This window comes from Klebsiella sp. OBRC7 (assembly GCF_000293135.1).
Taxonomy (GTDB): Bacteria; Pseudomonadota; Gammaproteobacteria; order Enterobacterales; family Enterobacteriaceae; genus Klebsiella; species Klebsiella michiganensis.
The window spans coordinates 1-19,281 of the sequence record NZ_ALNJ01000147.1 but is presented as its reverse complement, the minus strand read 5'-3'; the positions used below and the strand labels follow the sequence as shown (position 1 = coordinate 19,281).

Here is a 19,281-nt window from a genome sequence, read left to right as displayed (position 1 = left end):
ACCATCATACACTAAATCAGTAAGTTGGCAGCATCACCACATTATCTGCTTCTTTTTTCAGTTCAATGACTTTGAATGTTTTACGACCTTCCCAGGGGCGTCTTATCAGCTCAAAATCATTCAAGCGGCGAATGCGGCAGCGGAATGAACGCAAAGGTAAAGCACCGCTGACTGGATCATAGCTATCACCGCTGATTAAGCTATTGTAATTGCTACTGTACTCACCTTTAACCGGGTATGAAGGTTTGCCAAAATCAGGACAAGCCTGCCACCACCCAAACTCAGCAATTACAGTTTCATGAGAGAGTTTGGCTTCCACTTTTGCTCTAAATCGAGCAAGACCTGCTCTCGTTTCAATTTCTACCCAATCCCCCGTCTTGATACCTTCTTCGTCAGCCAGAGCTGCCGAAATGTCTACCGTTGGATAAGGTGCTTTTTTTCGTAGGCTAGTCAGGCTTCGATGTTGGCTATGACAGAAGAATCCGCTTTTAACGGATGTCAGCATTAGTGGATAATCAGGATCGTTGCGCTGGTATTCTTGCGGCTGTACATACTCAGGTAAAGGATTGTAACCATAGCGATGAAGGATCTCAGAGTAAAACTCTGCACGTTTTGTTTCTGTATTGAAACCTGCCAGATATCCACTATTTGGGTCTCTGAAAGCATATTTTCTGACTTTATGCTCAAGCGGGATATCGTAACCTTCTGGCTTATTTCTGAGCATCTCAACAGTCAAACCTAATGGTTCTAGTTGATAATTCCAGGCTGCCTCAATATTGCCGTCGAAGAACGCTTCATTCATTCCTAACCGGCATGCAAGATCGAAAACAATCTCAAGGTCGGAACGGCTTTCACCGCGCGGAGAGACCATTTTTTTTCTCAACTGAATGTGGTCCTGAGCAGCAGCACTACTTTCAAACCCGGTTCTTAGGCCTTCGCGCTCCCAGGCAGTGTTTACTGGCAGAAGGATATCAGCATACTTTGATGTAGGCGTTTCAAACAAATCTACATGGGCATAAAACTCAAGTGCCTCAAGCGCCTGTTGTCCGAGAGAAGTATCACTTTGTGAAAGTAATATGTTGGCACCAAAGCCAATTAACCCGCGAATTTTATAGGGTGTACCTTCTAATACTGAATGCCAGATATCCTGAGAATGAACCCAACCTTGTGAAGGCGGCCCGATAGGCCTTTCTTCAAGACCTAATGCTTTATCCCATTGTGATTTTGGCATCAGTGTCGGTGAATTAACCACATTCACCGGGTGGCTGGCATAGATTCGATTACATCCTTCCTGATCGAAACAACCGGTTAAAGCATACAGTGTCGCAATCGCACGTTCTGTTTGGGTGGCATTAGTGTGTTGTGCCACTCCAGACCAACTGTGGTAGGCGATTTTCTTGGCCCCGGCAATCAAACTCGCAGCGGCTTCAATTGATGCAACAGATACCCCGGTGATACGGCTTACGTTTTCTGGGTCATAATTAGCCAACATATCTTTAAAAGATGAAAACGCCGTTTGGCAGGAAATTTTTGCACCATCAGCTATTGCAACTTCAACATTACCCTCAAGTGCAGCTGTAGGCGTCAGCGTTTCTTCAGTTCGAGTCTCGGAATCGATAAATGTGACTTGCTGGTTGTGTTCGTCCCAAACTGTATAGCGATTACTGATGGCAAGTGGGTTAATATCTTTTTCCCGAAGAAAATAACCATTATCATTTCGAACCAACAAAGGACCATTAGTCCAGTTTCGAACAAACTCATGATTAAACAGGTTTCTTTCTACCAGGAGATGGCTTAACCCCAAAGCTAATGCACCGTCAGTTCCAGGATTGACATCAAGCCAGGCATTTGCTTCTTTCGCTAAAGGTGTCGGGCGAGGATCCACGACGATCAGTTTTGCACCGTTATTTCGACCAGTACCAATCGCACTAGCCTGGGCAAGCCAAGTATTCGCGGGGTTATGCCCCCAAAGAAGGATAAGATCGGCATGGGAATAGTCAGCAACAGGGATGCCGCAGCCAAAGGTCCATCGATGTGCAACGTCTTTATGCCAGTTACATATTTCAGTTCCATAGCTGGTGTTTGGGCTGCCATAGATACGAACAAATCGCTCTAACCATTCAATTGCATCGCTGAGGGGGGTACCGCTTGGGCTCGTAAAACCGAAAGCGACAGATTCAGCTCCGTTCTCTCGTTTAAATTTTTCCAGTTGTCCGGCTATCGTTGACATAGCCTCTTCCCAACTTATACGTTTCCAGCCCGGGTTCTCGGCACCTTTAGGATGGGTTCTCTTCATCGGGTACAGAATTCTATTTGCGCTGTCCACCAGCTCAGGTGCCGCTTTGCCCTTCATACACATGGCCTTACCATTAGGATGTTCAGGGTTGGCCCGTACCTTGATCAGGTGGTCATTTGCTACTTCATTCAACGTCCCGCAACGCGAACGGCAAAGTGTGCAATATCCGGGAATAATATCTGACATTGTAAACCTCACTACTAAAAACAGTTAATATATTTTAAAAACCACATTGCTTTCTTTTCACCCAAGAATTACTAACCCAATTAATGTTAATATCATCTTGTTTTGTGGGCGTAATTTCAGTTGAAATTACTGTCATATATGGGTAGCGGCTAAGTAATTTCAGGGCCAGAATCTGATTCCTGCAAACCGTTAACATCTGCAAGATACAGTGCACGCAAAATAGGGCATTCAGGCTTATCATCCCCTGCACAGCAATCAGAAAGCGTTGTAAGTATTGATGCCATACGCTGAAATTCTTGAATTTTTACAGTCAACTCGCGGATGTGTGACTCGACTAATTTTTTCACATCAGCGCTTTGGCGCGAATGGTTACCCCAAAGACAGAGAAGTTCTCCTGTTTGCGCCAGAGAGAAACCTAACTCCCGACATCGACGTATAAAATGCAATTTGTACACATCAATATCGCTGTACATCCGATACCCGGCTGCAGTTCTTGCAACTTCCGGTATTAATCCCGCCTCTTCGTAATAGCGGATCATTTTGGCGGAAACTCCGGATAACCGGGCAGCATCACCAATGTTCATCCTTACCTCCCAAAATGTATTCTGTTAATATCAGATCCAGTTTCAAATGACGTCGTTTCTGACACTCTTACCTTGCATACGTAGTGATACGGTTACCGTTTGGCTCATCAAGACTTAGTCGATATCCAGCCTAGACCTTCCCGTGGTGGTAAGGTCAAGAAAAAAATCATCAAGATAAGCTGTGTAAAAAACCAGATGTGACGAACATACTCATATCCCTTATGACCACATACTTAATGACTCAAAACACTCTTCTTTGGGTTTAGAAAGGATGGTTTCTCTAGTGGCATCATTTTTATATTCACCAACACTCACTAATTCCCATGATTCGACATCATTCAACAGTGCAAGCATCAACTTATTATTTAATGCATGCCCTGACTTATAAGCATGGTAGGCGCCAATAATATTATGGCCTGATACAAAGAGGTCTCCAATCGCATCCAGTGTTTTATGTCGCACAAGTTCGTTATTAAATCGCAGACCTTCCGGATTCAGAACGCTATATTCATCAAGCCCTATCGCATTGTTCAAACTTGCCCCTAACCCAAGACCTTTTTGTTGTAGAAGTTCTACATCACGAACAAATCCGAAAGTTCTGGCATCAGCAATCTCGCTAATATAGTTTTCTTTCGACACTTCAATATTTAATCTATTAGTCTCAGCAGAAATCAAGGGATGCTTAAAATCAATCATAAAATCGATCGAGAACTTTGAGTCTGGATGCAAAAGAGCCCATTTGTCGCCATCTTTTACGGAAACCGTTTTTTTTATCAGAAGATATTTTTTTAGCGCACACTGCTCTATCAAACCAGCGTGCATTATTGAGTCTATGAATCCTCTGGCACTCCCATCGAGAATGGGAAGTTCTGGAGCATCGAGCTCCACCAAGAGGTTATCAAGCCCCATGCTAGACACCGCAGAAAGGAAATGCTCGATTGTTGAAACTCGAACTCCCTGAGGGTTGATAATGCTTGTTGCCAGCATAGTGTCATGAATCTGATCGGCACGGAGCTGAATATCAACAACAGGAGTTACATCTGTTCTACGGAACCGTATGCCACTATCGGCACCAGCAGGCATGATTTTCATGTTAACGGTTTTACCGCTATGCAAGCCAATACCGTTTAATTCAACAATATTCTTGATAGTTTTTTGCTTGATCATGGAGACCTCTGTTTGCTCTAGCGACTAGGCAGAACGTCCGCAACAAGGTTCCATTGATGATTCCCCCTATTGCTCTGTTCATCGTCCTCGCTACTCTCGACTTGGTTCCATTAAAAACCATGAAGTTGATATAGGGTCAAGATTTTATACGATATACACATCAAGCATCTTGCATGAGTCGCACTGACTGACCCGGGTTAGTTACCATCATATTCTTTATGGTTGAGACCATACGGAAATCAGTGAATTAAAAATATTTATTCATCCAAAACACAAATGGTTTTAAGAAAGCCTAATGCCCTTCTTGTAAAATTATTCAAGATAGTCAAGTATGTTTTTTATATTGTCAATTAAGGCGACATGCAGGTCAGGGTCATCACATTCATCTGAATGGCAATAGGAAATATGTTGAAGTATAATTCTTTTTTTGAATTCACTAACTGTACACTCCAACTCATACACCGACCGTACGATATCAATACAAGGTTCATCATCGATTAAAAAATCCTGCATTTTATTATACTTATCAGTCAGATCTTCTATCATAGAAATTAATACGGGGTCATTAACTAACATTGGCATATCTCTCCTCATAATCTGAAAGTAAAGATGGACACAGCGCTGATAAATTCCAATTCCCTTGCTTGCGGTACCGACCGGGAGGAAGATGAAACTTGTTTTTAAAAGCTCTCGTGAAAGTTTGTTGCGAATTAAAACCATACTGAAGTGCAATGTCTAGGACTGTTCTGGAAGTCAATTTCAGATCAATCGCAGCACATGATAATCGACGAGCACGAACATATTCACCCAGCGCAACACCGGTCGTCTGTTTAAACAAACGTTGAAAATGCCATCGTGAATACCCAGACTTCTCAGCAATAAATTCTACTGGCAAGGTTGTATTCAATGAACTTTCAACCCACTGCAAAATATCTTTGACAACACTTTCAGAATATTTCCTGGTGTCCATTCTCTCCCCCCAAACCATATTCTATGAATATATTCAAACCAGAATACGGTCTCTGAGTCTGTCATCCATGAAGAACTCAGGGACCCAACTCTTTATTTTCGTAATAACCTCAGGCCATTTGCCACAACCAGAAGACTGGCACCAACATCAGCAAATACAGCCATCCACATAGTTCCCATTCCCATGAGCGTGAGTACAAGGAATACGGCTTTAATACCTAGAGCGAGGCTGATATTTTGCACGAGTAAGCTGTACGTTTGTCGGGATAATTTTACAAAGGCTGGGATTTTACGCAGGTCATCATCCATTAAGGCTACATCTGCAGTTTCAATCGCCGTATCAGTACCCATTGCGCCCATAGCAAAACCGATATCAGCTGCAGCCAGAGCCGGTGCATCATTGATACCATCACCAACCATCCCAGTGATTCCAATCCGTGAATGCTCTTCAACTGCACGATGTTTATCTTCTGGCAATTGATTCCCTCGAGCCTCATCGATTCCAACCTGAGATGCGATTGCTTTAGCTGTATGTGGGTTATCACCAGTCAGCATAATAGTTTTAACGCCAAGTTCATGAAGTTGTTCAATCGCTTCACGGCTGCTGTTTTTAACAGTATCAGCAACAGCGAACAACCCAAGCACTTGCTTACCATCATTGAGTAAAATAACTGTTTTACCCTGGCTTTCCAGCCTTTGTACTGTTGCTTTAATCTCTGATGGACAATTAAAGTGTTCTTCAGTCAAACGCAGGTTACCAAGGTAAAAATCCTTACCTGTAATCGCGCCATGCACACCTCGCCCAACAATCGCTTCAAAGCTGTCAACATCCTGCTTTTTCAAATCAGCAGAAGCATTCACAATTGCCAGTGAAACAGGGTGATCAGAGTAACTAGCGAGACTAGCTGCAGTAGTACGAACTTCACGCTCGCTCCAACCATTGAATACCATTACGTCGGTTTGTACTGGTTTCCCATAGGTAATAGTTCCTGTTTTATCCAGCGCAAGGGCTTTTAGCTTACGTCCCTGCTCAAGATAAACACCGCCTTTAATGAGAATCCCTTTGCGAGCAGCTGCAGTAAGTCCACTAACAATCGTTACTGGCGTAGAAATAACCAGGGCACATGGACACGCAATGACAAGCATAACTAAAGCTTTATAGATCCACTCCTGCCATGTTCCTGCCCCAAACAATGGTGGCAATACAGCAACCGCAACAGCAATACCCATAACGACGGGGGTATAAATCTGGGAAAAGCGGTCAACAAAACGTTGTGTAGCTGCTTTGGCGCCTTGCGCCTGCTCAACGGCATGAATGATGCGAGCAAGGGTTGTATTATTTGCAGCTGCAGTGACTTTATATTCAAAAGAGCCTGACTGATTTATTGTTCCAGCAAATACAGCATCGCCCGCAATTTTATCGACAGGCATACTTTCACCTGTAATTGGAGCTTGGTTAATGGTGGTTTGGCCTTTGACGATTTCTCCGTCGAGACCAATTCGTTCACCTGGTTTTACCCTGACAATACTGCCCGGTTGTACGCTACTGGCGTCAACTTCCTGCCATGTTCCATCAGCTTGTTGGACCATTGCAGTTTCAGGAGTCAGGTTCATCAGGGAACCTATTGCATTTCTGGCTCTATCAAGTGATTTGGCTTCTATCAGCTCGGCAATGGTGAATAACACCATAACCATCGCCGCTTCTGGCCACTGCCCAAGGACCAAAGCCCCAGTAACGGCAATACTCATTAGTGCATTGATATTCAAGTTGCCATTGCGAATCGAAATCCAACCTTTTTTGTAGGTTGTCAGACCACAAGAAAGCACTGCTATCAAAGCCAACCCAGCTTCTAGCCAGTCAGGCATATCAGCCCAGTGCATCACTTCGGCTGCAAGAGCAGCTACGCCAGCAAGAGCTAATGGCCACCAGGGCTTTTTTTTCTCCTGGGTATTTTTCTTGCCGCTAGTATTATCAGAGACTTCTGGCGCGAATCCCAACGAGCGAATTGCAGCCATGATAGCTTCAAGCGAATCCGGTGTATGGGTTACAGTCAAAACACGCTGCATCAGGTTGAAATCAAGCTCTTTAACAGCGCTCATTCCACCCAGTTTCTTTTTGATAAGATTTTCTTCAACAGGACAATCCATCTGCATAATGCGAATTTCTGTCCGTAATCCACCAGCCACAACCTGCGAGCCCCCTAGGCTACTCAATTGTTCTGGAGCAGCGGAGCAACAATCCCCCTCATGGCCGTGATCGTGGCCTTCATGAGAATGCTCTTGCGCGGCATGAGCATGGTTACATCCCTTATGATTATGCTCATCATGCGAATGCCCTTCGCCGCCATGGCTATGGGCATCATGATTATGGCCTTCATGGTTATGGCCTTCATGGTTATGACCTTCATGGGAATGATCATCACTGCATTTCTTGTGATTATGAGCCTGCTGATCATGTGCATGATCATTTGCTTTATGTGATTCACCAGTATTCTTAACCCGGAGTCCTGTCCCTAAATTGAACGTTTCACAGCAACTAGCCGCTTCGTCTCCTGCAGGGTTTTTGCTATTTTTTACACCACCACTCATTTTCATTGCCTCATCTGTTAACTATACTGACGATTAAAGACCCTAATCTAACTAGAGGGTCAAGCGCATAAGGGGGGAGGCATGAAAATTGGTGAATTGGCCCGTAAGGCGGATTGTCCGGTGGAAACTATTCGGTACTATGAGAAAGAAGGATTACTTCAGGCTCCATTAAGAGATATTGAAAATAACTATCGCCGTTACAACAATACTCATCTGGAAAAGTTATTATTTATCCGACGCTGCCGCTCTCTTGATATGACCCATGAGGAAATACGTGCATTGCTACTGGCAATGAATAATCACGGTAAAGACTGTGGCCCCATTGATGCAATAATCAGTGCCCATCTCACTCATGTTCAGCATCGTATTAAAGAATTAATAGCCCTGGAAATACAACTCAAAGAACTTAATAACTATTGCAGCTCAGACCGGAGCGTGGACGAATGCGGGATAGTACAGAAATTGACTGCTGATGAAGAGAATGGTGATCTTCCTTTAACCGTACCAACTGACCACTTGGGGGGTGTGCATTAGTGGTGTGCGCTTATAAGTTGATTAGACTGATGGCGTAACACAAGCCCATACAGCTTTGTGCTACGCCATCATGCCCTTAAAATAAGGGGTCAGGCTTTTTCCATTTCGTTACCACGAGAACGACGTTGCACTGCCCCTTCTCTCTTACCGGGATGGCTTTTAGCATCAGCGGTCATTAATGTCTGGAGTATTGGGCATTCAACTCGCTCATCCCCAGCACAGCTTTTGATCAGAGCTCTGAGTGTATCTGCCATTCGTCGCATATTTTCCATACGTCGCTCTAAATCATCCATATGCTCTTGTGCCAGACGTTTAACATCGGCGCTCTGGCGAGATTTGTCATTCCATAACTTGAGCAAATCGGCTATCTCTTCAAGAGAAAAACCAAGATCGCGCGCACTGCGGATAAAAATCAGACGATGGACATCATTGGGTGCATAATCACGGTAGCCCGCTTCGGTACGGCCAGTAGCAGGAATCAGACCAATTTGCTCGTAATAGCGAATCATCTTTGCGGAGATTCCTGATTCGTTCGATGCTTTACCAATGTTCATAGCTCCCCTTTTCTTAGTGCTCAGAGTCTTCTGCCAGCGGAGGCTGGAACCGACGCAAACGAAGTGCGTTGCCCAGGACAAATACACTGGATAGCGCCATCGCGCCTGCAGCAAAGATTGGTGAAAGCAGCAATCCATAGGCAGGGTACAGCAGGCCTGCTGCTACAGGGATCAATGCGGCATTATAACCAAACGCCCAAAAAAGATTTTGCCTGATGTTACCTATGGTTGCCTTAGACAATCCAATAGCATTAGGCACACCCTGTAGGTTGCCGGACATTAAGACAACATCAGCAGATTCCACCGCTATATCGGTACCTGTACCAATTGCAAGCCCAATATCTGCCACGGCTAAAGCTGGGGCATCATTAATGCCATCACCAACATAAGCGACCTTACCGTAAGACTCCTTCAACCGACGAACTGCTTCAACTTTCCCTTCTGGCAACACTTCGGCAACCACTTCATCAATACCAAGCTGTCTCGCAATCGCATTTGCTGTATTGGCATTGTCACCGGTAATCATTGCGACTTTGAGCCCCAGTTGGTGCAATGCATTTATGGCAATCGGCGTACTTGATTTAATAGGGTCAGCGACTGCGATAATGGCAGCCAGACGTCCATCAATAGCAACATAGAGTGGCGATTTTCCTTCGTTTCCAAGGCGTATCGCAGTCTTTGAAAAATACTCGATATCCAAGCCTAACTCACGCATAAATCGATCGGCCCCGACCTCTACGCGCTCTCCGTCTACGGTAGCCCTGACGCCCATCCCAGTAATTGAATCAAACTCAGTCAACGCTGGCAGCGATATCTCTTTTCCTAGAGCAGCTTCAACGATAGCGCGGGCAATAGGATGTTCCGAACGTGATTCAACAGCGGCAACTTTTGCTAATACTAAGTCAAGCTCAAACCCTTCGGCCAACTCCAGGTCTGTCATTACTGGGCGCCCTTCAGTCAAAGTACCTGTTTTGTCTACAGCGACAACCCTGGCATCTTTAAGCAACTGCAGAGCTTCTCCCTTACGGAACAAGATCCCCATTTCTGCACCACGCCCAGTACCTACCATGATAGAGGTTGGGGTAGCCAATCCCATTGCACATGGGCAGGCAATGATCAATACAGCCACGGCATTAACCAGTGCGAAAGACAGGGCCGGTGATGGCCCAAATGTTAACCAGGCAAGGAAAGTTAACAACGCTGCCAGCATCACCACAGGAACAAACCATAATGTCACCTTATCGACCACGGCTTGTATAGGTAGTTTAGAGCCCTGGGCTTGCTCTACCATTCTGATTATTTGTGACAACATCGTCTGGCCACCAACGGCTGTTGCACGCAACCTCAATGCTCCTTTCTGGTTAACAGTCCCGCCAACCATTAAGCTTCCGGGAACTTTCTCGACGGGGATAGGCTCCCCCGTTATCATCGATTCATCGACAAAACTTGTTCCTTCACTCACCTCACCATCAACAGGTATCCGCTCACCTGGTCGAACTTCGATAATGTCATCAAGGGCTACATCACTAATGGGAATATCGATGACAATGCCGTTACGCAGCACATGCGCCTCTTTGGCCTGCAATCCAACCAAACGCTTGATAGCCTCAGACGTTCGACCTTTAGCTCGCGCCTCCATAAATCGTCCTAAAAGAATAAGAGCGACGATTACCGCAGCAGCTTCGTAATACACATTGACGGTACCTTGAGGCAAAAGACCTGGAGCAAAGGTCGCAATCATTGAATAACCGAATGCAGCGAGAGTCCCGACGGAGACGAGAGAGTTCATGTCTGGGCCAAGTCTTAATAACGCGGGAATACCTTTCAGGTAAAAGCGCCGCCCCGGAATAGCCAACACCAGCAATGTTAATACAAACTGGAGATACCAGCTTTCCTGGAGCCCAATGGTATCCATTATCCATTGATGCATTCCCGGTATCACATGCGACCCCATTTCCAGAATAAATACTGGTAACGCAAGTACGGTCGCCAGAACTAAATCTTTCTTCAACGCAACCTTTTCAGCATCTTTTTTTTCTGCGGCACTATCATTATTCTGGCTTTGGTTATCAACCAGGCTGGCTTCATAACCGATTTTTTCGATAGCAGTTATGAGGTCATCAACTCCTGCGGTTCCACGTACAGTAGCTCTTTCAGTCGCTAAATTAACAGTGGCTTCTTTTACACCTTTAACCGCTCGGAGCGATTTTTCGACACGCCCTACGCATGATGCACATGTCATGCCCTGAACTGATAACTCTACAGAAGCTTGAGGAACCTCATAACCAACCTTTTCAACTGCTTCAACCAACGCCATACGATTAACGAATGCATTTAGGCGGATATCTGCACGCTCTGTTGCAAGGTTAACGCTTACGTTTTGTACGCCTTCAACCTTAGCCAGAGCGGCTTCAACTCGTCCAACGCAGCTTGCACAAGTCATTCCCTCAATGGGCAAGCTGACTTGAGTTTCACCATCATTAGAATGCTGTTTTTTTTGAATGCTCATGATGTATTTCTCATCGTTATGGTCAGATAAAGAACAACCTTAAGGCTTACCATCGTGGGAAGGTCAAGCGCATTATTTTGAACATGCCGATGCCGTGGAAGGAATGGATATAAAAACCCTTTACATGAACACATATTCATATGTTATATTGAAGGCATCATGTATAACCAACCGCTTGAGGCCCTATGTCACAATCACATGATCACGAGCATGACCATACTCCAGCAGTAACCAGTGCAAACGAGCGTAAAGTCCTTATCTCCTTCCTCATGATATTCACATTTATGGTGGTCGAAGCTGTTGGAGGGATACTTTCTGGCTCATTAGCATTGCTGGCAGATGCAGGCCACATGCTTACAGATGCAGTAGCTTTGGCGCTGGCTTATGCGGCATTCCGTTTTGGCCGTCGAGCTGCTGATAGCAAACGAACCTTTGGATATTTGCGATTTGAAGTCATCGCGGGATTCTTTAATGCCCTGACACTCTTCGCTATTGTGGCGTGGATTGCATATGAGGCATGGGAAAGGTTACAAGCTCCACCAATTATACTGGCAGGCCCAATGCTGATCGTTGCCATTGCAGGATTGTTGGTCAACATATTGGTATTATGGATCATGACCCGTGGTGAGACCGATCATGTTAATGTCAAAGGTGCTATTTTACATGTGATGGGTGATCTATTGGGTTCTGTTGGCGCTATTGTCGCCGCTATTGTCATTTACTACACGGGCTGGACACCGATTGACCCAATACTTTCCGTTCTTGTCGCAGCACTGGTTTTACGTAGTGCCTGGAAATTATTAGCAAAATCGCTGCACATCCTGTTAGAAGGAGCGCCTGAAGATGCCTCCCCAGACAAGGTGGAACAGAGACTAATCAGTTCTGTTAAGGGCTTAGCAGCCGTAAGTCATATTCATGTCTGGCAAATAACCTCAGGTCGGACGATGGCAACACTGGAAGTAAGAGCCAAGGAAGATGTGGACGTAAAAGACGTTGTGAAGCTTGTAAAACAAGAACTTTATGAGCAGTTCAAAATAGAACATGCAACTGTGGGAATCGACTGGAATTACGATCAAAACGATAATACATGCAGCCTTTCACCGACAAAACTGCGTAACGAACACGAACACGAACACGAACACGAACACGGAAAAAAGCATAACCATTCTAGTCCAGGCCACAAACATTAATCAGGCCTCTGGTGATGCACTATCAATTTAGGAGGGAGAATCATAATGTCCAGCACATCAGATTGCGGCAACATACAAGACTGTTCCGCGACAGATCATGTCGCGGAGCCAGATCTATCAATGCTCTCGCAAAACGACATTGGGCAACTTTCCGAGATTTTCCATCTACTGGGGGACCAGTCAAGACTACGAATCCTGCTTTACTGTATGCGTGGTTCGGTCTCTGTAGGCGACATTGCTGAGTCGCTCCAGTTATCACAATCTCTGGTCAGTCATCATCTGAGGTTGTTACGAAGTGCAAGGCTTGTTCGCGGAGAGAGAAAGGGTAAGTACATATTTTATAGCATAATGGATCACCATGTAAGTCATGTTCTTCAGGACATGGTATTTCACATAGCTGAAGAATAACCCGAATGAATTTTGATAAGTAGAGCTTGTGTAATTCCAACTCACCTTAGTTTTTCATTACTTTGGTGAGTTGTTTCATCATTAATTTATTAAAACCTTAATAATTAACCTTTTAATAATGAAACCTGCCCCCTTCCCTTGTATGTAATAAATACCTGATGGTTCACTATCACCAGATAAAGCGAAGTGAGCAGGCCACCTCATGAAGGAGAAACCTTGCTTTGCAAGCTTATTGAATAGCCACGGATAATCTAGTTTGTCTGCTTCGTGCCAAAAGCGGACATTGCTACATCACAATGCGTTATGGTCAACATCAGAATGCAGCCCTTGTGTTGTGACGTGTAGTCTGGCCTAAACGCAGTTGCACTACATTACCTCGTGGGGTCAGCGACGGCCCCGTTTCAGTTCACGTACACAGGGATCATACTCATCTGCATAGCCACCAAAGTCATGGCTGGGCATGAAGTACCACTTTTCACCTTTCCAACCAGCGATCCGGGTGGTCGGTTTGGTTTTATTCAGAACAACAATACAGACGCCGACGGGAGACACTGGAGGAAGAAGTCGTTGCACCACACACTCACGATTGCCCACATCAATCCAGTCTTTGACGTGAATTTCAGGATGGTTCATTGTTTATCTTCATGTGATGGAATTGCTTACCGTAATGCATCCGATTACCGTGCAAGATCATGTATCCTGTCGCCTTCCTGCTCCCTTGAGGTGGCGCTGCCTTGGTACAGTCAGCACTCTGAATGTCAGGCCCAGCCGCGAGGCCGGAAGCTCATCAGGTCGCTGCGGTAGGGGAAAACGGTCCGGGTAACAGACCGTAATCGCCTGCTGGTGGTTATTGGCCCTGACTGGAGCCGCACTGAAAACTGAAGCGCATTAATATACTCGCGCCTCCGACAGGTCAGGCAATTTCTTCCAGCGCATCGTCATTTGCCGGTGGAGGAGGAAGTATAAGCGCGTCGCACTCCCTGATGACATATTCAGGAATGAGATCAAACCGGGCAGGATCCAGCTGACAGATAAATTCATTTTCAATGTGGTAGGTCTCATTCATGAATTTACGTATTACTGCGTTCTCGAGTCCGGTCTGAAGCAACCTGAACACCTGCAGTTTCTCGTAGCCATTACGGCAGAGCAGATAAAGCGCACGTATACGATCCGGGTCGGTGAGCTGAACGAAAGTGGCCTGGTAGTCAAAGCCGGGAATGCGATCGGCGATTGCCTGGCAGCCGAAGGCAACTTTTTCTGCGGACATTTCAGGATGTCCCACTCCCTGCACAACGGGTTCACGGGTGTCGATGGGCGTTTCACGGTGATGAAAAAGGTTTGACAGCACCTGATAGGCATCACCGAGGTCGTCCATAATTTCATAATGTCGGCGAAGATAGATCAACTTGATGATGTCTTCACTATCAGAGTCAGTGACAGACTGGCAGATCTGAGCAAAAGTGCGGATATCACTTTCACCGATGAGCTGCTCGGTGATGCAGCCTGCGCTGTAGTGCAAGTGTGAGGCCGTAACCAGATTACTGAACAGCTTCCTGACGGACTTCAGTGTATCAATAATAGGCTCAACATCGTGAGTCAGCATCAGTACCGTTTCATTTTTCAGGCACTCACCGGTATTGCGGCGAAACAGCATCTCCAGGATGGCAAATTTCTTGTTCTTATCAAACGATGAAATCGGGTCGTCAAGAATGATCAGGCCTGGCTTCTTGGCTAAGCATTCATACATAAACAGAACAATGGCAAAGGCGTTGCGTTCACCGTAGCTGAGATGCTGGCTGCCGCCGCTGACGTAGCCTTCAAAGTCTTCGTGGCGCAGTTTCAGCCGACATTTATCGCCTTCCCCAGTGATATCCACCTGATAACGATAGCCTGCGTAAGCCAGAAAGGTATTGATATCGGTTTTATGCTTGAGGATCAGCTTCTGCATGCCCTGACGCTGCTTATTTATTTGACCCTGCAGGCGTCCGGCCTGCGTCGTCAGGTCGTCTAAAGAGGTATTGAGACTGGCTACGGTGCGGGCCGTTTTATCCGACTGCAGCTCCGGGAAAAACTTCACGTCTAGGCGACAGGCTTCCAGTGCAGCCTTGACGTTGGTTGAAGCGCTGAACGTAAAGCCGTTAAGAGTCTTAAGGGTATTCAGCATATTTATCAGGCTGTCTGTCTGCTTCTTCACTGTCACGAGATATTCTTCGTGCTGTTTTTCCAGCCCACTTTTTAGGGTTGTAATATCAGCGAGGCGGGCACGGGCAGGCTCTGAAAAATATTCGCCGAGTTTATCTAGCACGCCGATCAGGCCGATCAGGTTTTTAATGACAGCCTTATCATACTCCGCGCTGACGCGGCTAATCTGCTCGGCCTTTTCACGGGAGTCGCCAGTACAGAACGGACAGCAGCCGTCGGATAGCGCGGAGAATTTCTCATACCCCCGGGTCTGCCACTCGATCCACTCTACGCTGCTTTTACTTTGGATGTACGGCTTATAAGATTCCAAACCGTCGGGAATGTGCTGAAGCTTGTTGCCAGCGGATAAGCCTTTCATACCGGTAGACGTTTTTGCAATCCCGGTACTACTCAGCTTAAATGCGGCGCTGAGTTCCCCCAGGTGCGTGATGAATTCTTCAAGCCCGACGTTATCAGCAAACTGCTGCCGTATGGCCACGACCATGGCTTCGATTTCGCGTTCTGTCTCGTGATACGCTTCACTTTTGATGAAGATGTCAAAACTATTACTTACTAACTCGTCTGGTTGAAAAGTGAATTGATCGACATATTTTTCATTAAAGCACATGACGTTTTGCAGGCCATCGACACCAGTTACCCTAGGCTGTACTGCATCGGGATTAGAACCACGGTATCTAAACGGAAGCAGGTCGCTGAGACCCTGTTCATCCCCGTTTACCGTACACTGAATCGCGCGGGAAATGGTGCTTTTTCCGGTGCCGTTAGGCGCAAATTTAATATTTAGTTTTTTTTCTGCCAGAGTTATATTTGCTTTATCGATGTTATTACAGCAATTAATTTCAATTTCCATACCTAATCCTTTACGGCAAAGACACTGAGCAGGCCCCGTATATTGCAGGCCCGATTAATTATTTAAGCTGAAGCCAGAACATATAAGCACCGTTTCATTTTTGAGTAAAGCACTCCGGGATTCGCCCTTGGTACCGCAGCGCCGGAGCAGTTGTTTTATAGAGCGTATGTACGGCGCTTGTGATGTATGTCCGCTTCGTGCCAAGAGCGGACATTTGCACCCTCAGTACCCGCACCAGACTAAGCCGGCTCAGCAATGTCGGCGTTGCTGATACTGACAGACGTTATGCCGTTTTAAAGCGACGTTTCCGGTGTATCACCATGAGAGCGACAATTACCGCCACCGCAATTGTCGCGGTCCCCCGGAAGACGACTGATGAATCTCCTAGGATGATTTCCATGAATGATGATAAAAACTGGCCGGAGAATATAGCCATAGAAAGCCAGGCAAGGTTACGTCCCCGGACGCGAGCGTGACTCTGCTCGACTGTCATATGATTCACAAGCGGCACCGACAGACCAAACCCACAACTCATTAAAACCCCGCCAGCGATGTAGAACACTACATTATCAGCGAATGAAAATATGAAATGTCCGGCAGCGTAGCAGCTAAACGCCGTGTACAGATTTCCGTACTCACGTAAACGCGCTATGAGGCGCGGCATCATCGCAGCAGCCCCGACGGCGACCAGTGAGATAAACGACAGAAAGTATCCGGTTTCTGCTGCCCCAATAGCCATGCAGCTAAACACCTGCGGAATGATGATAATGCTGGTGAAGAAGCAAATCATGGACAGCAGGGCTGCAAAAAGCACAGGCGCTAATCGAGTCGCACTCACCGATTCGCTTTCTCCGGCGTTTTCATTCATGTTTTCTGTCCCAGAGGACAATTGTTACGGCACAAACGCCAGCTGCATAACCAGAAGAACCTAGGCAAAAAGATGAAGCAAAAACGGCCACTGCCAGCCAAGGGTTGCAAGTAATCCGCCTATAAACAGAAAAATGACACCGCCCAGCTCAATCAACATTCCCTGCGAAGGTATCATTTTCAGGCAAGCCTGACCGCTATGAAACGAGGAAATCAATCCGGTTCCTGCTGACATGACGATGGCGGTATCTGACTGAAATCTGGATGTATCTTCTTCCAGATCTACTTAAAACTCGTTCTGATAACCATACCGAGAAATAACTGTCAATCCATCCATATCTAGGGTTTGATATAGTAAAATTACCTATATATAGTTTTTTTAGTTTTCATCTCACTTGGACGCCATTTCATGAAAAGTCACGAGTACATTGTGATTTGCGGTTTTAACCGCAGTAAAGTCGGCCGATATATTGCCATTGTTGCCTCAGTTATATCGTTCGTTCTGATTTTACTAGCACTCACACTAATCGAATGGCTGAAAAACTTTCACATTAACAGCCACATACCTGCCTCAGTTTTTTCACTTATTAGCGCCGGTGGGATCTACATGGGGTTGTATACATGGTTTGATAAAAATCTCTGGCATAACACCTACCTCGGGAAATTTTTATGTGTGCCAAATCTTGCAGGCCGCTGGAATGTTGAAGGCCATACCCGATCTGAAGGTGGTAAACCCTGGGAAGGTGAGCTGAGAATTGTCCAGTCATGGGACAAAGTCAGAATTCATCTGAAAACTCAATCATCGCATTCGGATAGTGTGACAGCCTCCATCATTCATGACGAGGGAATTGGTTACCAGCTGCTTTATAACTACCGCAACCAACCCAAGACAGGTGAAGAACACCTGACTTCACATGTTGGATTCGCAGAGTTCAGGTTCGACGACGGACTCAAATCTGCTGAAGGCCATTATTTTAACGGTCAAGGCCGGGCTACTTACGGAACAATGACAATCACTAGGATCGACAATGTCTAATTCATTTAGTGCGCGAATTGAACGCATGAAGTCTCGTCGTAAAGGGACATTCGATCAATTAAACGTAGCCAGAGAGTCAATCAGTAACCAGAGGATTGATGGACTGGAAAACTATGCTTTGCTAGAAGGTTTCCTGGATTTAAATGAAAGTTGGGAAACCAGGGGAAAACAAGATTCTGCAACCCGCTATGTTATAGGTGCCATGCAACCGGTTGATAACCGCTATACCGAAATTTCTTTTGAAACTGCCAAGCGTATTGAGAACCAACTGGTAAAGAAATTAGATCTTAATCTGGAGTTTCGTGTCCAAGGCTCTGTACCACTGGATATTCATATTAAAAGTTTCAGTGATGTGGATCTGCTGATTATAGACACTCAGATGCTTATTTATGATAGCGACGGTATTGGCCGCTACACCCCTACGAACAAAAATGATGGGGATGTCATCCTTGAACTCAGGGATGCCGCTAGGGATGCCCTGAAAGCAACTTTCCCTGCGGCAGATGTTGATGACAACAACGCCAAATCTTTGAGAATAACGGGAGGGTCTTTGCAGAGAGAAGTGGATGTGGTGCCAAGCATCTGGTGGGATACCAAAGAGTACCAACATACTAAAGATGTAGATCAACGTGGGGTCACTATTATAGATAAAAACACACGTCAACGTATCTACAACCTACCTTTCCTCCACATCAAACGAATTAAAGACAAATGCGATCAATGTAATGGAGGATTGCGTAAGTCTATTCGTTTTCTTAAGACACTAAAAGCGGATAGTGAAGCTGAGGGTACTAAAATTGAACTCAGTAGTTATGATATTGCCTCGCTGATGTACCACGCAGATGGTAACAATCTCCGACATAGCCAATACTACGAGCTGGCTGTCCTTGTAGAGACTCACAGATGGCTAAATTATCTTGCACAGAACCCTAATGCTGCAATGCTGCTCTACGTTCCAAATGGCACCAGAAAGATAATTGACAAGAATGAAACTTTTGCCGAATTGCTTAAACTGACGGGAATGGTCAATAGTATTGTCACTGAGGTGCTGCGTGAAATAACCGGCCAGCCTACTGAATATTACACACCCGCCAAAGGAATTTTACTTATAAAACAAGCGGTTTACTAACAGGATGCTATCAAGATCCACTTATTAAGTGGATCTTGAATCATCCGCGACTATTTGCCGGACAGCGCTAGTCATTCCGGCTTAAGCGCTATTATGAGATTTATTTCCAGTTTAGTATGAGTCTCCGTACTAATCGTTGATTGAAGAGACATACATGCTGGATAACTCTTAATGGGGTCAGTTTGGATATCGAAAATTATTGTACTATAAG

At 45.6% G+C, this 19,281-nt stretch carries 16 protein-coding genes; 5 read left to right on the top strand and 11 right to left on the bottom strand.

Annotated elements, in window-relative coordinates; all coding sequences use genetic code 11:
• Window positions 1-16: 16 nt before the first annotated feature.
• The 6 genes from HMPREF1144_RS28835 to HMPREF1144_RS28820 all read right to left on the bottom strand — a co-directional run bounded on the left by HMPREF1144_RS28835 (window position 17) and on the right by HMPREF1144_RS28820 (window position 7,791).
• Window positions 17-2,482, bottom strand: a complete 2,466-nt coding sequence (locus HMPREF1144_RS28835) for a molybdopterin-dependent oxidoreductase (protein WP_009654813.1) — start codon at window positions 2,480-2,482, stop codon at window positions 17-19.
• A 149-nt stretch (window positions 2,483-2,631) separates the two neighbouring features.
• Window positions 2,632-3,066, bottom strand: a complete 435-nt coding sequence (gene cueR, locus HMPREF1144_RS32230; RefSeq protein WP_023336667.1) for a Cu(I)-responsive transcriptional regulator — start codon at window positions 3,064-3,066, stop codon at window positions 2,632-2,634.
• A gap of 219 nt (window positions 3,067-3,285) precedes the next feature.
• The gene (gene lpxC, locus HMPREF1144_RS28830) at window positions 3,286-4,233 is read right to left on the bottom strand and encodes a UDP-3-O-acyl-N-acetylglucosamine deacetylase (protein ID WP_023302364.1); all 948 of its coding nucleotides are present in this window, start codon (window positions 4,231-4,233) and stop codon (window positions 3,286-3,288) included.
• Window positions 4,234-4,545: 312 nt separating this feature from the next.
• Window positions 4,546-4,815, bottom strand: coding sequence for a hypothetical protein (locus HMPREF1144_RS28825; RefSeq protein WP_223175622.1), 270 nt, complete (start codon window positions 4,813-4,815; stop codon window positions 4,546-4,548).
• A complete protein-coding gene (locus HMPREF1144_RS32225; protein WP_071532327.1) occupies window positions 4,799-5,203 on the bottom strand; it encodes a helix-turn-helix domain-containing protein in 405 nt (134 codons plus the stop codon). Before HMPREF1144_RS32225 ends, HMPREF1144_RS28825 begins: the two co-directional genes overlap by 17 nt.
• Window positions 5,204-5,295: 92 nt before the next feature.
• A complete protein-coding gene (locus HMPREF1144_RS28820) occupies window positions 5,296-7,791 on the bottom strand; it encodes a heavy metal translocating P-type ATPase (protein WP_016154432.1) in 2,496 nt (831 codons plus the stop codon).
• An 81-nt stretch (window positions 7,792-7,872) separates the two neighbouring features.
• Between HMPREF1144_RS28820 and HMPREF1144_RS28815 the strand changes: the two genes are divergently transcribed.
• The gene (locus HMPREF1144_RS28815) at window positions 7,873-8,325 is read left to right on the top strand and encodes a Cd(II)/Pb(II)-responsive transcriptional regulator (RefSeq protein WP_009654812.1); all 453 of its coding nucleotides are present in this window, start codon (window positions 7,873-7,875) and stop codon (window positions 8,323-8,325) included.
• Window positions 8,326-8,414: 89 nt separating this feature from the next.
• On the opposite strand, the gene cueR (HMPREF1144_RS28810) is transcribed toward HMPREF1144_RS28815, so the two are convergent.
• On the bottom strand, window positions 8,415-8,879 hold the full coding sequence (gene cueR / locus HMPREF1144_RS28810; RefSeq protein WP_016154433.1) for a Cu(I)-responsive transcriptional regulator: 465 nt from the start codon (window positions 8,877-8,879) through the stop codon (window positions 8,415-8,417).
• A 13-nt stretch (window positions 8,880-8,892) separates the two neighbouring features.
• The gene (locus HMPREF1144_RS28805; RefSeq protein ID WP_009654818.1) at window positions 8,893-11,388 is read right to left on the bottom strand and encodes a heavy metal translocating P-type ATPase; all 2,496 of its coding nucleotides are present in this window, start codon (window positions 11,386-11,388) and stop codon (window positions 8,893-8,895) included.
• Between the two features lie 185 nt (window positions 11,389-11,573).
• Between HMPREF1144_RS28805 and HMPREF1144_RS28800 the strand changes: the two genes are divergently transcribed.
• Together HMPREF1144_RS28800 and HMPREF1144_RS28795 are read left to right on the top strand one after the other, a co-directional pair.
• A complete protein-coding gene (locus tag HMPREF1144_RS28800; protein ID WP_009654826.1) occupies window positions 11,574-12,578 on the top strand; it encodes a cation diffusion facilitator family transporter in 1,005 nt (334 codons plus the stop codon).
• Between the two features lie 45 nt (window positions 12,579-12,623).
• Window positions 12,624-12,986, top strand: coding sequence for an ArsR/SmtB family transcription factor (locus HMPREF1144_RS28795; protein ID WP_016154435.1), 363 nt, complete (start codon window positions 12,624-12,626; stop codon window positions 12,984-12,986).
• 384 nt (window positions 12,987-13,370) lie between these two features.
• Here HMPREF1144_RS28795 and HMPREF1144_RS32220 read toward each other — a convergent pair whose 3' ends face one another.
• From HMPREF1144_RS32220 to HMPREF1144_RS28785, 3 genes are all read right to left on the bottom strand, one after another.
• The gene (locus tag HMPREF1144_RS32220) at window positions 13,371-13,619 is read right to left on the bottom strand and encodes a hypothetical protein (protein ID WP_016154436.1); all 249 of its coding nucleotides are present in this window, start codon (window positions 13,617-13,619) and stop codon (window positions 13,371-13,373) included.
• A 280-nt stretch (window positions 13,620-13,899) separates the two neighbouring features.
• Window positions 13,900-16,038, bottom strand: a complete 2,139-nt coding sequence (locus HMPREF1144_RS28790) for an AAA family ATPase (RefSeq protein WP_009654821.1) — start codon at window positions 16,036-16,038, stop codon at window positions 13,900-13,902.
• 283 nt (window positions 16,039-16,321) lie between these two features.
• The gene (locus HMPREF1144_RS28785; protein ID WP_009654820.1) at window positions 16,322-16,906 is read right to left on the bottom strand and encodes an MFS transporter; all 585 of its coding nucleotides are present in this window, start codon (window positions 16,904-16,906) and stop codon (window positions 16,322-16,324) included.
• Between the two features lie 408 nt (window positions 16,907-17,314).
• Between HMPREF1144_RS28785 and HMPREF1144_RS28780 the strand changes: the two genes are divergently transcribed.
• On the top strand, window positions 17,315-17,941 hold the full coding sequence (locus tag HMPREF1144_RS28780; protein WP_016154438.1) for a hypothetical protein: 627 nt from the start codon (window positions 17,315-17,317) through the stop codon (window positions 17,939-17,941).
• Window positions 17,934-19,070 (top strand): hypothetical protein, encoded by a 1,137-nt coding sequence (locus HMPREF1144_RS28775; RefSeq protein ID WP_009654824.1) that lies wholly within the window; start codon window positions 17,934-17,936, stop codon window positions 19,068-19,070. The genes HMPREF1144_RS28780 and HMPREF1144_RS28775 overlap by 8 nt, the downstream gene beginning before the upstream one ends.
• The last annotated feature ends 211 nt before the right edge of the window (window positions 19,071-19,281 follow it).